15 protein-coding genes and 2 pseudogenes are annotated in these 12151 nt (G+C 50.6%); 8 read left to right on the top strand and 9 right to left on the bottom strand.

Annotated features, from left to right (window positions below):
- Positions 1-216 precede the first annotated feature (216 nt).
- Positions 217-368: pseudogene (locus H6G13_RS29610) on the bottom strand (type I restriction-modification system subunit M N-terminal domain-containing protein); the annotation flags it as partial.
- 328 nt (positions 369-696) lie between these two features.
- Between H6G13_RS29610 and H6G13_RS27205 the strand changes: the two are divergent.
- The 4 genes from H6G13_RS27205 to H6G13_RS29295 all read left to right on the top strand — a co-directional run bounded on the left by H6G13_RS27205 (position 697) and on the right by H6G13_RS29295 (position 3957).
- A complete protein-coding gene (locus H6G13_RS27205; RefSeq protein ID WP_190488817.1) occupies positions 697-2316 on the top strand; it encodes a DUF262 domain-containing protein in 1620 nt (539 codons plus the stop codon).
- A gap of 709 nt (positions 2317-3025) precedes the next feature.
- On the top strand, positions 3026-3295 hold the full coding sequence (locus tag H6G13_RS27200) for a hypothetical protein (RefSeq protein ID WP_190488815.1): 270 nt from the start codon (positions 3026-3028) through the stop codon (positions 3293-3295).
- 2 nt (positions 3296-3297) lie between these two features.
- Positions 3298-3669, top strand: a complete 372-nt coding sequence (locus H6G13_RS27195; protein ID WP_190488813.1) for a hypothetical protein — start codon at positions 3298-3300, stop codon at positions 3667-3669.
- Positions 3670-3825: 156 nt separating this feature from the next.
- Positions 3826-3957 carry a hypothetical protein gene (locus tag H6G13_RS29295; protein WP_277882558.1) on the top strand — a complete coding sequence of 44 codons (132 nt, stop codon included), beginning with the start codon at positions 3826-3828 and terminating at the stop codon, positions 3955-3957.
- Here the strand turns inward: H6G13_RS29295 and H6G13_RS27190 are convergent.
- The 3 genes from H6G13_RS27190 to H6G13_RS27180 form a co-directional block, all read right to left on the bottom strand.
- Complete coding sequence (locus tag H6G13_RS27190; RefSeq protein ID WP_190488811.1) at positions 3950-4195, bottom strand: hypothetical protein; 246 nt, start codon at positions 4193-4195, stop codon at positions 3950-3952. The genes H6G13_RS29295 and H6G13_RS27190 overlap by 8 nt on opposite strands.
- 194 nt (positions 4196-4389) lie before the next feature.
- On the bottom strand, positions 4390-4851 hold the full coding sequence (locus H6G13_RS27185; protein ID WP_190488809.1) for a hypothetical protein: 462 nt from the start codon (positions 4849-4851) through the stop codon (positions 4390-4392).
- A gap of 9 nt (positions 4852-4860) precedes the next feature.
- On the bottom strand, positions 4861-5397 hold the full coding sequence (locus tag H6G13_RS27180) for a hypothetical protein (RefSeq protein ID WP_190488807.1): 537 nt from the start codon (positions 5395-5397) through the stop codon (positions 4861-4863).
- Positions 5398-5614: 217 nt separating this feature from the next.
- Here H6G13_RS27180 and H6G13_RS27175 point away from each other — a divergent pair, with 217 nt between their 5' ends.
- A complete protein-coding gene (locus H6G13_RS27175; protein WP_190488805.1) occupies positions 5615-6046 on the top strand; it encodes a hypothetical protein in 432 nt (143 codons plus the stop codon).
- A gap of 207 nt (positions 6047-6253) precedes the next feature.
- Here the strand turns inward: H6G13_RS27175 and H6G13_RS27170 are convergent, their stop codons facing one another.
- Positions 6254-7048: a hypothetical protein gene (locus tag H6G13_RS27170; protein ID WP_190488803.1), complete on the bottom strand. Its 795-nt coding sequence runs from the start codon at positions 7046-7048 to the stop codon at positions 6254-6256.
- Between the two features lie 340 nt (positions 7049-7388).
- Here H6G13_RS27170 and H6G13_RS27165 point away from each other — a divergent pair, with 340 nt between their 5' ends.
- A complete protein-coding gene (locus tag H6G13_RS27165; RefSeq protein WP_190488801.1) occupies positions 7389-8321 on the top strand; it encodes a restriction endonuclease in 933 nt (310 codons plus the stop codon).
- Positions 8322-8415: 94 nt separating this feature from the next.
- On the opposite strand, the gene H6G13_RS27160 is transcribed toward H6G13_RS27165, so the two are convergent.
- Complete coding sequence (locus tag H6G13_RS27160; RefSeq protein WP_199306928.1) at positions 8416-9030, bottom strand: GIY-YIG nuclease family protein; 615 nt, start codon at positions 9028-9030, stop codon at positions 8416-8418.
- A 305-nt stretch (positions 9031-9335) separates the two neighbouring features.
- Between H6G13_RS27160 and H6G13_RS27155 the strand changes: the two genes are divergently transcribed.
- Both H6G13_RS27155 and H6G13_RS27150 read left to right on the top strand, forming a co-directional pair.
- Complete coding sequence (locus tag H6G13_RS27155) at positions 9336-9797, top strand: hypothetical protein (protein WP_190488799.1); 462 nt, start codon at positions 9336-9338, stop codon at positions 9795-9797.
- Positions 9718-10173, top strand: a complete 456-nt coding sequence (locus H6G13_RS27150; protein ID WP_190488797.1) for a hypothetical protein — start codon at positions 9718-9720, stop codon at positions 10171-10173. Before H6G13_RS27155 ends, H6G13_RS27150 begins: the two co-directional genes overlap by 80 nt.
- A 62-nt stretch (positions 10174-10235) precedes the next feature.
- Here the strand turns inward: H6G13_RS27150 and H6G13_RS27145 are convergent, their stop codons facing one another.
- The 3 genes and pseudogenes from H6G13_RS27145 to H6G13_RS28935 form a co-directional block, all read right to left on the bottom strand.
- Positions 10236-10589 (bottom strand): hypothetical protein, encoded by a 354-nt coding sequence (locus tag H6G13_RS27145; RefSeq protein ID WP_190488821.1) that lies wholly within the window; start codon positions 10587-10589, stop codon positions 10236-10238.
- On the bottom strand, positions 10586-11182 hold the full coding sequence (locus tag H6G13_RS27140; protein WP_190488794.1) for a ParA family protein: 597 nt from the start codon (positions 11180-11182) through the stop codon (positions 10586-10588). The genes H6G13_RS27145 and H6G13_RS27140 overlap by 4 nt, the downstream gene beginning before the upstream one ends.
- Before the next feature lie 480 nt (positions 11183-11662).
- Positions 11663-11916: pseudogene (locus H6G13_RS28935) on the bottom strand (Uma2 family endonuclease); the annotation flags it as partial.
- Positions 11917-12151: the final 235 nt, after the last annotated feature.

Below are 12151 nucleotides of genomic sequence, written 5' to 3'. Positions count from 1 at the left end.
AGTTTAGCCCCTACTCGCTCTTACTCAGCAGCGGTTGCTTACCTTAAGCAACTGCTCGTTTGTTGTGTCTTCCGAACCTGCCGCTGCTTGCTCCAGCTTAGTTGTCGTTCTAGCGCGTCAACTACTCACGCAACTAGACAGGTAATTGTCACCGGTTTGCCAAGGCAGTTGACATTCCACACTCAGCAAAATTGACTCTCGGATCATGAGATCGCGCTCTTCATTCCACACATCATAGACACGCTTGTAAAACAGCAGTGGCAGGATAGAGCTCTTCCAATCCATGCGATCAACGGGCTACTCCGTAGGATGTTGACTGCTTCCCAGAGTTTGGACTCTAGCTCTGACAGTGTGATGGTGTTGAACAGCGTTCCCTAAACCATGGACCAGTCTTAATAGGGCTCAGACTCCCAATATGCCCCGAATACCCTGTTAGCCCTTAGGTTTTTCCAAGCAATCACAGCATCTTCAGCATTTAGACACCGTCAAGCCACCCGGTGAGTTTGACCTGCTTGCAACTCTGGGTACTTTTACAAGGCAGGCAACTGATTGTGGCTCCATCAAGAGACAACAGTCATTTCATTGCCCAAAATTGGCTTGTGGGTCTCGCTGTTTCCACTTTGGTGCAGGAGATCCCTGGCTGGTCACCTGAGTGAATTTATCTGCTCGTACTCACCTCCACAGAAAAGGTTCTCTATGAAAGCTGAAGAGCGTACCATCTCCCAAATTCTTACTCAGCAGATTTGCTACGAGATTCCGCCCTATCAGCGTCCCTACTCCTGGAATCAGGAAAACATTCAGCAGCTCTTAGAGGACCTCTTCGAAGCTTACGAAGCCCAAAACAGGGAGTACTTCATCGGTTCTCTCATCACCATTGAGAGAACTAGAGATAAGCACTACGATGTGGTGGATGGTCAGCAGCGGTTAACGACACTCAACATCATCATTGCTAGGCTTCGTGACCACATTGCTGATGGAGCGTCTAAAGCACTTCTGCAAGGCTGCATTTTGCCGACTAATCCTCTTACCGGCCAAGCAGAGCAACCCCGTCTAGCCCTTCGAAAAAAAGACCAAGCCTTCTTTCTCAGACATATTCTCGAAGGTCAGCCCATTGCTGAGAACAACATCAACAGGCTGGAAACACCTCAGCGGAACCTGATTCGAAATGCCCATGTAGTGGATGAATTCTGCCAAGGTAAAACCGAACAAGAGCTAAAGCTACTCGCCAACTACATTTTGACCTCGGTATACGTGGTCTTCGTCACTACCTTTTCCTTTGACTCAGCCTACCGATTGTTCAACGTCCTCAACGCCCGAGGAATGCCTCTCTCTAATGCTGACCTGATCAAGAACAGCCTCTTTGACCACCTCAACGGACAAGCCCACAAAAGCAACGATCTAGAAGAGAGTTGGCTTGAGTTGGAAAGCACTATTGGTATTGAAAGGCTCGATACCTTCTTTGGTCACTACCGAACCGCTCTGACGGCCAACAAAGCCAGCAGCGCCCTACACGAAGAGATAAACCTTCTAATCAAGGGGGTTGGTAACCCCTTCGACTTCTTAGACTCTGTCAAACAAGCAGCTGTCCAGTATGTCCGCATCCTTGATCGGGACTTTGCTGACCCTAAGGCGCTCCGTGCGCTTAATGCTCTACGTCGAGTGAAGTACGAAGACTGGATTCCTCCTCTGCTGAGCTTTCTGAGCCTAAATGTAGAGGGTCTAGGTGAAGCCGAGTTCCTAGATCTGCTTGAAAAAATCACTATGCAGAACTGGATCCGCCGCCTAGGTAGCGCAGCACGTCTGACCACTTACTTTCAACTTATCCGTGCTATTAGAAACCATAGAACTGCCGATGACATCCGCGCCATCTTTAAGGAGAACGCCCATAATGAGGAGTTTCTCAGGTTTCTGGGCAGCGATATTTACGGCCAACCCTTTACTAACGCAGTGCTGCTACGTCTAGAAGAGGCTCCTCATGATGAGTCTGTGACTCTTATCTACTCTGGACTTATCACTATTGAACACGTCTTGCCTCAAAAACCGAGCGACTCCTACTGGGTAGAGCGCTTCCAACCCGAGGAGCATCAACAGTGGGTTCATAAGCTCGGCAACCTTACTCCCTTAAGCGGGCGTAAAAACTACCAGGCGCAGAACTATAGCTTTGATCGGAAGAAGAAAATCTACCAAGAGAAGCTGCAGACAGTCTCCTTCACTTTGACCAAAGACGTCTGTGCCCATGATGAATGGACGGTCAGCGCTATAGAAAAGCGCCACACAGATCTCTTGCAACGTGCTCAAGCGACCTGGTCCATTTAGACCCCAAAGTGGCAAGGGTGTATTTTAGAACAATCTAGTTCAATTGCCTTGCCCGCCTAGCTGCTATACGCGCAACTAATCAACGACAGAATCAGCCTTTCAGCTGATAAAACGAGTAAAAGTAGGCTTTGTACTACTCAGTTTTGAGAAAAATTAGTCCATTTCTGGTCCAGGAGGCGTACTAGTGAAATGTCCTGTGGAGCAAAGCATTGCTTGGTAAGTTGCCCGAAAGTGAATCGCTACTTTAGGGCCGAGTCGTTGATCCTCAATACCTGCTCCGGTGCTTCCCAGCTTTCCGGCTGAGGATGTTGGGCCAGTAGGGTAGACAGTTCGATTGCAAATAGACCCCCTTACCCTCTGCCGGTAAAAAGCCCCCTGCCTACCGGGAGCTTGTGAGACGCGTTAATGTCAGTCTTTTCTCCAGTGTTGATGCCAGCTGGCCTGTCTGTTGTCCAGTTGCTATTAGTCATTAGGAAATTGTCTAGACATTGCTTTTACTATGTTGGAAAAAACAGGGCTGGTATTGTACTTACACAATGGGAAACGATAGTTAACTTTTTATTTGGGAATTCTGAATCGGTGCCCTGTATGACTTGGCTAGATCTCTCTAGGTCTAGCAATGACTTTCCAGCAATTACTAATTTTCTCTCTAATTAACTCCTTCGTTATTAATTGGTATTTCCGTAAAAGCGGTTATTTTTCTTGGGTAGTGGAGAAAACACAACAGCACAAAGCTCAAAGAAAACATCGACGGGTTGACCCTTGTCACTACATAAAGTTTGAGCGCTTTGTTGATGGCAAATCTAGGCTAACTACTCTGCAGGTTTATGTCGAAGATTTCCGGTTGCTGGTAGCGATGTGCCACAACCGCCAGAGGGCAGAGGATCTGATCGTTGACTTGGTGCTGTCTTATCCAGGCCGAAAGGGGCGCTGGTATGTGGAGAAAGCAATTTGGGATTTGGAGCGCGATCGCAAGTAGCCATGTTACTTCTTTCCCTGCTCCTACTAGCTATTCTCTTTAGCTGGCTACATCATCGACAGCGGCAACAGTTGGGCCTGACTAACAAGCCCTGGTTTGACTTGCGCCCTGCTCCACCTCCTAGGCCACGCAACCCCAACAGCCTGATTCGAACTGAGTACCACAATGGGAAAAGGCGACGGAAACCCAGGCCTAAACCAAAGCGTTATGTGAGCAACCAAGTGCCGGAGGAATACCTGCAGCAGATTAGCCGAGTCACTCATGACCGAGAAGCGGCAGAGCGGCTGCTGCTTCAGGCGGTGGACGGCAGCTATGACAGGAACTGGCAATGGGCGGTTGAGAAGGTGCGCTACGACCTGGAGCGGGGGAGGTAGGGCGTGCGCGATCGCAAATAACCCCTCTACCCACTGCTGATTAAAAAAGCTCTCTCAACCGGGGGCTGAGGCGACGCGATGATGTTAGCCGTTCACCGCAAGGAATTTTAGATGAGACGTTACAGGGGCACCTATGAACGAGCCTGACCTTTCCCAATGCATGAACGTAAGGCAAAAGCCGAAGCTGCCGAAGACCATCCACCAGGATGGAGTGAACCTGATGACCCAGCAATTGGTAGCTGCAGCTGGGGACATAGAGACGGCAAAGTGTTTGGTACGACTAGCTGAGATGGAATACCCTGATAAACCAACCTGGTGGCACTTCGCGAGGGCACTTTGGGACCTGGAGAAAGGGGTATGTGTTTAAAACCCCCCCCTTGAAATCAACTGCCTCAGCTTCAGGAAGCGACGCCTGCTTAAACTCAACCGAGACGGTATTGCTGCCGCCGGTGACGATCGCGCTGCCAATCGCATTGCCGCCGACACGAATTGAGCGATCTGATCCGGAGCTTTGATTTTCAACCATAGGGGTTAGAAACTGAACGTTCTACTTGAAAGGAGCTAGTTAAACTTCTCGCTGTCTGGCAAGTGCAACGTGACCGTAGGTTTCCAGATCCCCTCTTGGCTTACTGTGACAACGGTAGGTGTGATGCCTATGTAAATTAGAACCTAGTGTAGGGTAGACCTACCACTGGGAGTGAAAGAATGTAATCTTTAGAATTACCAGGGCATACGCTTTCGAGCTCGGTTTCCTGCGTCTGCTGCTTTCCCTACGATTTGCTGTCGGCGCTGGTCTTTGCTTCCTTGGATATCACTGTTTTCTAGGGCGTCTGTAGCGAAGCTTTCCCCAACCATGTAGGCGTTCTGCGCGACGGGTGGCAGAGTGTTTCGCTGTTTGGGTTTACTGCCGGTTTCCTTGTAGAGATCGGAGACGCCACAGCCGAAAATCTCTCGCGTCATTGCCTCAGTAGCTTGACCGAGGACAGGATCTTGACGGAGTTTGCCACTACCCATTTTTTCTTGAATAGTGGCCTCGTACTGATCTCGGATGTGTTTGCGCTGAGTGATGGCTTGGTAGTCGTGTTGGGCCTGGGGCTCTAGCTCGTTGCCATTTCCTAGCGGTAGCGCTAGTTGGGAGGCAGCATCCTCCTGGTTCTCACGAAACCACTGAAGAAATCCCACGAAGATCTCCTATTTAGTAGCAGGTAAACGACCACTGCGAAGGGACAGAACGTGCTCCGTCGCCTCTCTGACTGGGCCTTCTTTTTCCCGAATCAGATTGAAAAAGTGCTCGGACTGGTCCCAGTCCTTGGGGTCGTTGTAGTAGAGCAGCTGCTCCAATCCGCTTCTGATAGTCTGAATTCCTTCTGAGTGAGCCAGAAACACATCAAGGGCGTCGGGCATCAGTGCGATCGCCCAGTCAGGAGCATCTTCTTTACAGAAGAACCGGGTGAAGGTCTCATAGGCCTCCAGGGCGTTACAGCTGATCCAGAACATCGCGCCGTAGTAGGAGTAGGCTTGCTCCCAGATGCGACGGTAGCGCAGGTCGCCAAACTGCCTGCGGATCTCCTTCTTCATTTCGTCCACTTGCGGCAGAAAGCCCTGAAACTCAGCAAAGCTGCCCCATGCCTCAATCACTTCTGCCTTGAGGTCTTGTAGCGTTATTTGCTTGGCTGTGGTCAGGGGTGTGGGTGCGGCCATATCGTATTGGGCAATAGCCTTGTCCAAACTATACCGCGCTCATATGGCTCTGGCGCACTGGGTCAGGCGTCTCTTCAAGACCAAAAGAAGAAGCCCCTAGTCTTGCACCAGGGGCAGCATCGCAAATTGACCTGTTCGCAGATAAGGATACGGCAGTGTAGAGACTGCGAGCCCTTCCTATCAGAAGCAGATATTCATTTAAGTGGGCACTTTAGAAGCAGCATGATTCAACCCATAACTACCCATGCACTTGTTCCACTGGCATATTCCGCTATTACAGAACAGCGATCTTCCTACACAGGTGGTTGATCGGGTTCGCTCTACTCTCGGTGCCCCTCTTTCTTTATTTGAGAGGCTTCAGGGTAACGAGCCGAGCCCAACGCATAGACAGGTTCCGTCGGATGTTCTGCTAAAAGACCTAGGAATCACTGTTTTCATTATTCTGCTGATTTATCTCGTTCTGGGTACGATTATTTTCACTATTCAAGTTGGTATTCCTTGGTTTCGTGAGCAGTTTGCCCATCGCGCTGAGCTCTACGAGAATCTGCCAAGTCAGTCTGAAGCACTGGAAATATCGAGGCAGGCAAAACGACAGGACCTGATACAGGAGTACGTCAAAGACGCTATTTTTGTAGTCCTTGGCGCGGTTTTGTCCTTCTTTCTGAACAAGCTTTAGTTCCTGATCGCTGCTTCTGATTGACCAGGTTTCATAGAAGGGATGCTTTAATCAAGGGTTTACAAAGGCCCCTAGCGATAGGCTAGGGGTAGCATGATTGACTGAGTTATCGCTAGTTCTTGAAGATATGCCAGGCCCTGAAACGATAGTGATTGCACTTGCTAGCTGGGGTTAGGCTGTCTGGCAGGTAGGGTGCGATTTTAATAGCTACCGCCCAGCCGGGAAGTACTTGGCATACTTGATGCGAGTCAGCCGAATCGCCTCATCGTGGGCTGACTGCAAATCGAGATCCACCTGGGCCACCATCTTCTCGCAGTAGGCTACTGCCTCTAGCCCAATTGCTTGGGGGATATAGTTCCGGGCAATCCGCCCACTCCCATGCACTGGATTTTCCCAAAACGCCTTCATCTCTGCTGCATCCATACCGAACAGCCCGCGGTAGACATAGTTTGTCCAGTAGCCATAGCGCCCCTGGGGGTCCTTACCCTTGACCTCCCAACTCCAGTCAACCCGATATGCCTTACCGGTCTCCCGCGACATCAGCCACTGCCGCAGCACCTCATCGTCCTCACGGGTGTAGGTGCGCTTTAGGAACGTGTAGGCCTGGGCGTAGATACCTTCGGCTGCAAACCAAGCGAGGAAATCAATCAACCCGTCACGGGCACCCTTGCGCAGCTTACCCGGCTCCTTAGCCCAATCTCGCGCCAGATCAACCCAGTCGGATGCCTCAATCGCCTGGTACTCATTGCCATCTTCTCCAGGGATTTGGAACACCCTAAAAGTACTGCCAGACGGTAGTTTCAAGTAGTTATCTTGGCCTATTTGGATCACCCTCTGGGAGAGCGTGTTGACCGGGACATTGGTATGGCGATCCATCCCTCGAAAGCCGAGCCCGATGGTGGGCTTGTCCTGGCCTAGACCATGAGGGTCAATAACGATCGCCCGTAGCTCCCGGTTTTTGAATTTCAGTGGGATAAGCTGCCCTACCCGAAATTGAGCCATAACTCCTCAGCGATCAGCCACAGGAACTGGTACATCAGAATCATACTTCCTGGCACAGGAGTAGCAATGTCGGGGGTTATAAAGTCTTTTTAAAGCCCTGTTCGGATTTCAACCTGCCTTCTACACTGATGTACTAATTGTTGTCCCCTCACCATCAGAATCATGCCTGCTGACTGGTGCAGTGAGGGATCGAGTATGGCGATGCGGGGAACCGGTAGCTGTTGGTGGTGACGAACTACCAGGGGGCTAACACAAACTTTCCCTAGACCTTTCATAGTGCCGGACAAGCAGTACCGCTCTGGGTAATACTAAGGTGCTATTGCCAGTACTCTAGTCATCCATGCCTGTTCCCACCTACGATGAACTCATGCTACCCCTGCTCAAACTTGCTGCTCAGGATGGCGCAGAGCATCCCATTCGTGACCTGCGGGCGCAGCTAGCTCAACAGATCGAACTCACCCCTGAAGAGCGTATCCTCAAACTCCCTAGTGGTCGCCAGACGGTCTTTGACAATCGAGTTGGCTGGGCCTGCACTCACCTCCGCAAAGCCCAACTGATTGATAGTCCTCGTCGTGGTTGCATCCGTATATCACCACGAGGGCGGAAAGTGCTGGCGGAGAATCCACCTGCAATCAACGATATTTACCTCCAGCGCTTTGATGAGTACCGGCAGTTCAAAGAGCGAACGACTCCTGATGAACGTGACCGGCAGAATACGGTTGAAACTACTGGGACGAAACAGACAACTCCTGATGAGATGATCCGGGATGCTCACGCCATTCTTGAAGCTAACCTGCGCGATGACCTGCTCGACAAAATTAAGCAGATGGATCCTGGAGCTTTTGAGTGGCTAGTTTTGCGCCTGCTCCATGCAATGGGATACGGCGGCAGCATTAAGGATGTTGAGGGCGTACCGACGGGGCCAGACGGTGGCATTGATGGGCTGATCAAGGAGGACAAGCTAGGGCTCGATACCATTTATATCCAAGCCAAGCGTTGGGATAACGACAACACAGTAGGGCGAGAGAAAATTCAAGCCTTTCAGGGAGCCCTTGCAGGTGTGGGAGCACGCAAAGGGGTCTTTATGACAACCTCTAGCTTTACGCAGCAGGCCCGCACCTACGTTGAGCGCCTACGCGACAGCAAGATTGTCCTCATTGATGGTCAGCAATTGGCTCAGCTGATGATCGAGCACGACGTTGGCGTCAGCATTCATCAGACTTTCCATCTCAAGCGTATTGATGAGGACTTCTTTTCTGAGGTAGAGATTTAGGTGATTTCTACAGTTAGGGAATATACGATCGCAACCATGGAGATCCTTATAGAACACCGTTGTTGATCCCAAAACTTCCGGCAGTGGATACCCCTCATGCCACAACAGGAAGCTGGTCTGCCCTCTCTCTACAGTGACGCCGAAGCGCGGAGAGCTCAGAGTGAAATGGGTGATGCTGATTGTGCTCAAGGTTGAGCGGAAGAGACACCTCAGCAATGAGCCGCTGCTCCAACAACCACGGCTCTTGTACCGTGAACCAGGTTATGAATGCATTGGTTTCCATCCATTCAGAGAGCCGGTGTTCTCCATCTCCAAACGTGCGGCGCTTTCCACTACTGCCTACGCGCCTCAATTCAATCTGGATTGTGTCGGCAAGCAGGCAACCGAGTGTGAGGCGGAGTGTGGAGCCCTCAGCGTTGCCTTTGAAGTGCTCGCGCACACGCGATACTAACTGTCGCCCATTTGCTGAACTGCCATTAGAGGGTAGCTTCTTGGGTGAAATGCCAAGGTAGAGAAGAGTTGTACCATTCGCCTGGATGCAGCCTTCGGTGGGTACCCCTGGCGGGATCTCCCGAAAATACCAAGCGTAAATGCCGGGCTCGCGTGGGAGCGGGCAGACGCCGTTTAATACTTCAGAACGAGACCAGAGTCGAGTTGGTTTCAGTAGTGCCTGAAAATCAGCCTCATTCATAAACTGCAAAGTCGCCATGGATAGGAGTTCTCAGGGTTCCCAGTGCGCTGTTGAAGTATATAGCTGCTTACAAAGTTAACTGAGATCGCAACCCGCATCTCCCCTAGAACACCCCACCTTAGCCAAGGCTCCATCAATCTGCTCCACAAAGGCCGACTTGCTGCCTCTGGGGCATGGCAAAACTTTGGTATGAGCGCAATTGCTTGCTGCAATCGCACTCCCGGCTCCAATAGCCATCAGCGTGAGTTTGACGAACTGCTACCAAAGAGTGCGTTTCTCAAGCAAACTGCTAAATTTAATTTCAGAAGGCTACCTGCCAAGACATGATGACTCTGACTGGCAAACTCATCTCTATTCAAGCGCTTAAGCAGCAAGCCTTACGGTTTTGGATGATGCTGCACAATTCTGAGATGGTCGTGCCTCAGGTCGAGAACTTCAAGCCAGAGGTTAAGCGCCTGTTTGGCGACATGAGACGCAAAGTGACATGGGAAAAAGCTTTTGCCCATTTCTATGTGCAGTGGCTCATGGCCTGTGTAGGGGATGGCGATCTTTTCTTCAAGCTCATGGATCCTGAACGGTGGCCAGACTGGCAAAAGGAGCTGAAGTTCTTAATTTTGGAGGCGCTGTTGGCTCATAAGGACAGCCGTGAGATGCTGCCAAACTCTTACAGGTACCTAAGGAAAACCAATAGAGAGGATCTAGCGAATGGGTTTCTGGCGTTGGCAAGACAAAGTCGAGGAGGAGCTCAAGCGGCTCCCCTCCTCGCGTCGGCAGGAACTCGCTAGACTGCGACAACTTAGCATTGCCCAGGACGGCAAAGCCGCCCGAGAGTTGCGTGTTTTCATTCGAGAGCAGTTTTGCGAACTCATTGACCTTGCCGTAGTTGGCCAGGAGAGGGAGATTGCTATCGCACAAGCTACCGAGGTTATTTACCAAACGGTTTTAAGCCACACCACTAAGGAGGTCTATCGGGACGGCAAACGGGGTGACCGGGATACCCTGCCTGCTGCTGCCCAGAATGCAATCTCACTAGGTGAGTTTCGAGCCTGTGAAGGTTTAGAAGAAGCAACCTGGTATGGGGACACCTGGGACCGAATTGATCAGGTCAATCAGATTTGTCGGGAAGCGGGTGGTAAGGTTCGCAAGCGCTTACCGTGGTAACAATCAGTCCACTTCCACAACCACAAATCTGGTAAGCCAGCTATCTGGCTATCTGGTTATCCTTACTTCTGGTTATCTGGCAAGCCAAACTTCTGGGTTAAGGCTTCTACCATCACGTCAGTCATCGTAATTCCTTGAAGCTTAGCCATAGCAGCCCAATGGCGGCGGTGAGACTCGGGCACCTTTACACAAAGGTTTACCTGCTTTTCTTCCTGCTTTATGGGTTTTCGGATATCTGGTTTGCCATAAATCTGGCTATCTGGTTTTGTGGCTTTTTGGTCAATAGATGGTTCGAGAATTTGGTTCTCTGGTTGCTGGCTTGTTTGATTATCTGGTTTTATGGCTTCCTGGCTATCTGGTTCTCTGGCCTGCTTTAATACTTTGCCGATGCCGAATTTTCCAGTCTGCTGAGTCATCGCCCAATTGCCTCCAAAATCTCACTACCTAAAGAGTCGTAGTCTAGCCATCCCATTCGGTCACGCCCTGTTAGGTCACGGATGGGGAAACCGGCCAGCGCTGCCTTTTGAAATCCAGCGGTACGGCGGATCATTGTGCTGAAGACAGGCACTCCGTTACTTCGTAACTCCTCTCGCATGGCTTCCCCTTCCCGGCTGGGTTTGGGGGGAACGATGGTCAGCAGCGCTCGATAGTTAGCTTCTCCCAAATCGTGAGCAGTCTGCAGCATGGGCTCGAGGCTGACAATATCGGGCAGAGTAGGGAGGATCAGGAGATCACAGCCCTCAGCGAGTTCTTTCAGGTCAGAGCTGTCAGGCCGAGCTGGCGTGTCAATCACAATGAAGTCTCGCCCCTGGACTACCTTCATTGCCTTTCGTTCGTCTACGACAGTAAACGGGAGTTGTCCTCGGTTGGCCCAGGACAAACTGGTTCGGTTGGGGTCGGAGTCTACTAGCACTACGTCGCCCAGTGCGCTGAGATAGGTAGCGACGTGAATTGCTGTGACTGACTTACCGCACCCGCCTTTGTAGCCGGTAATTGTCAGGATCTTCATTTTTTTGGTTATCTGGTTATCTGGTTATCTGGTTATCTGGTTATCTGGTTATCTGGTTATCTGGTTATCTGAAAAACCAGTAATCCAGATAACCAGACTTTACTACAGATATGCTTAGAGATGAAAACCTTTAAGCGGCACTAATGCGCGGCAGGTAGGTTAGGCAGCCCTTTTAGAGTAATCGCTATTGTTACGAGTTTATTATATATCTGGTTGTCTGGTTATTTGGTTACCTGGTTATCTGGTTCTTTGACTTTCAAAATGTACAAATAACCAGACAACCAGAAGCATACTAAGGATTTTGGGTAATGAAAAGCCTCTGGGCAACACCAGGGGCACCAACAAAATAGAGCTCAACAATAGAAATAGAATTTGTCCACTAACTTAGTGGACAAATTCCTTAAGGGCACAACTAAAAAATCAACTGAGCCTCAAGAACTGCTCTAGGCTACTGAAGAGAATAGGAGTCTTCCCTGCAAGCACCGATTCCTCATACAGTCTCTCTTCCAACGCTAGCACTGTCATCCGCTGTCGACTCGGGTCAACAGTCCAGTTTCAGGAATGCCTCGTGCTCCGTATTCAGAGCGCTTATAGCGATAGTTACAGTCTTCGTTTTGCTTACCTGGGGACACGACTTCCACCACTAGTTGAGGTGGTGGCATATCTATCAGCATAGTGAAGCGGCTAGACGCCTTCAGCTCTACTGCCAGATCTTCAGACAACACCATCAGCTCTGAGTCTATGTGCCGTCTAGCAACTATTATCGGCGAATTGTTGAGCTGTCGGCTTCCAAAGTTGCGCCTAGGGCCAGTTCGACTACTCAGGCAGTGGCTTGGGGTCTACGTTTTGCAGATGGTAGAGCAACGTCACTAGTTCACTATCCTTTAGCTCACTTCGCCGCCGTCCCTCAAACTTCTCGGCGATGAACTGCATCATCTGACTCGCGCTCAGGCCTAGACGCTGCACTTG

It is taken from the genome of Pseudanabaena sp. FACHB-2040 (assembly GCF_014696715.1).
Classification (GTDB): Bacteria; Cyanobacteriota; Cyanobacteriia; order Phormidesmidales; family Phormidesmidaceae; genus JACVSF01.
Note: the sequence above shows the minus strand (reverse complement) of the source record. Positions and strands in the feature narration are given on the sequence as shown.

Bases quoted from the DNA above. Each gene is read 5' to 3' on its own strand.
- H6G13_RS27175 (WP_190488805.1), top strand. From the start codon at position 5,615: ATGCACTTGTTCCACTGGCATATTCCGCTATTACAGAACAGCGATCTT.
- H6G13_RS27145 (WP_190488821.1), bottom strand. From the start codon at position 10,589: ATGACTCAGCAGACTGGAAAATTCGGCATCGGCAAAGTATTAAAGCAG.
- H6G13_RS27195 (WP_190488813.1), top strand. From the start codon at position 3,298: ATGTTACTTCTTTCCCTGCTCCTACTAGCTATTCTCTTTAGCTGGCTA.
- H6G13_RS27190 (WP_190488811.1), bottom strand. From the start codon at position 4,195: ATGGTTGAAAATCAAAGCTCCGGATCAGATCGCTCAATTCGTGTCGGC.
- H6G13_RS29295 (WP_277882558.1), top strand. From the start codon at position 3,826: ATGCATGAACGTAAGGCAAAAGCCGAAGCTGCCGAAGACCATCCACCA.
- H6G13_RS27155 (WP_190488799.1), top strand. From the start codon at position 9,336: ATGATGACTCTGACTGGCAAACTCATCTCTATTCAAGCGCTTAAGCAG.
- H6G13_RS27150 (WP_190488797.1), top strand. From the start codon at position 9,718: ATGGGTTTCTGGCGTTGGCAAGACAAAGTCGAGGAGGAGCTCAAGCGG.
- H6G13_RS27160 (WP_199306928.1), bottom strand. From the start codon at position 9,030: ATGGCGACTTTGCAGTTTATGAATGAGGCTGATTTTCAGGCACTACTG.
- H6G13_RS27140 (WP_190488794.1), bottom strand. From the start codon at position 11,182: ATGAAGATCCTGACAATTACCGGCTACAAAGGCGGGTGCGGTAAGTCA.
- H6G13_RS27165 (WP_190488801.1), top strand. From the start codon at position 7,389: ATGCCTGTTCCCACCTACGATGAACTCATGCTACCCCTGCTCAAACTT.
- H6G13_RS27170 (WP_190488803.1), bottom strand. From the start codon at position 7,048: ATGGCTCAATTTCGGGTAGGGCAGCTTATCCCACTGAAATTCAAAAAC.
- H6G13_RS27205 (WP_190488817.1), top strand. From the start codon at position 697: ATGAAAGCTGAAGAGCGTACCATCTCCCAAATTCTTACTCAGCAGATT.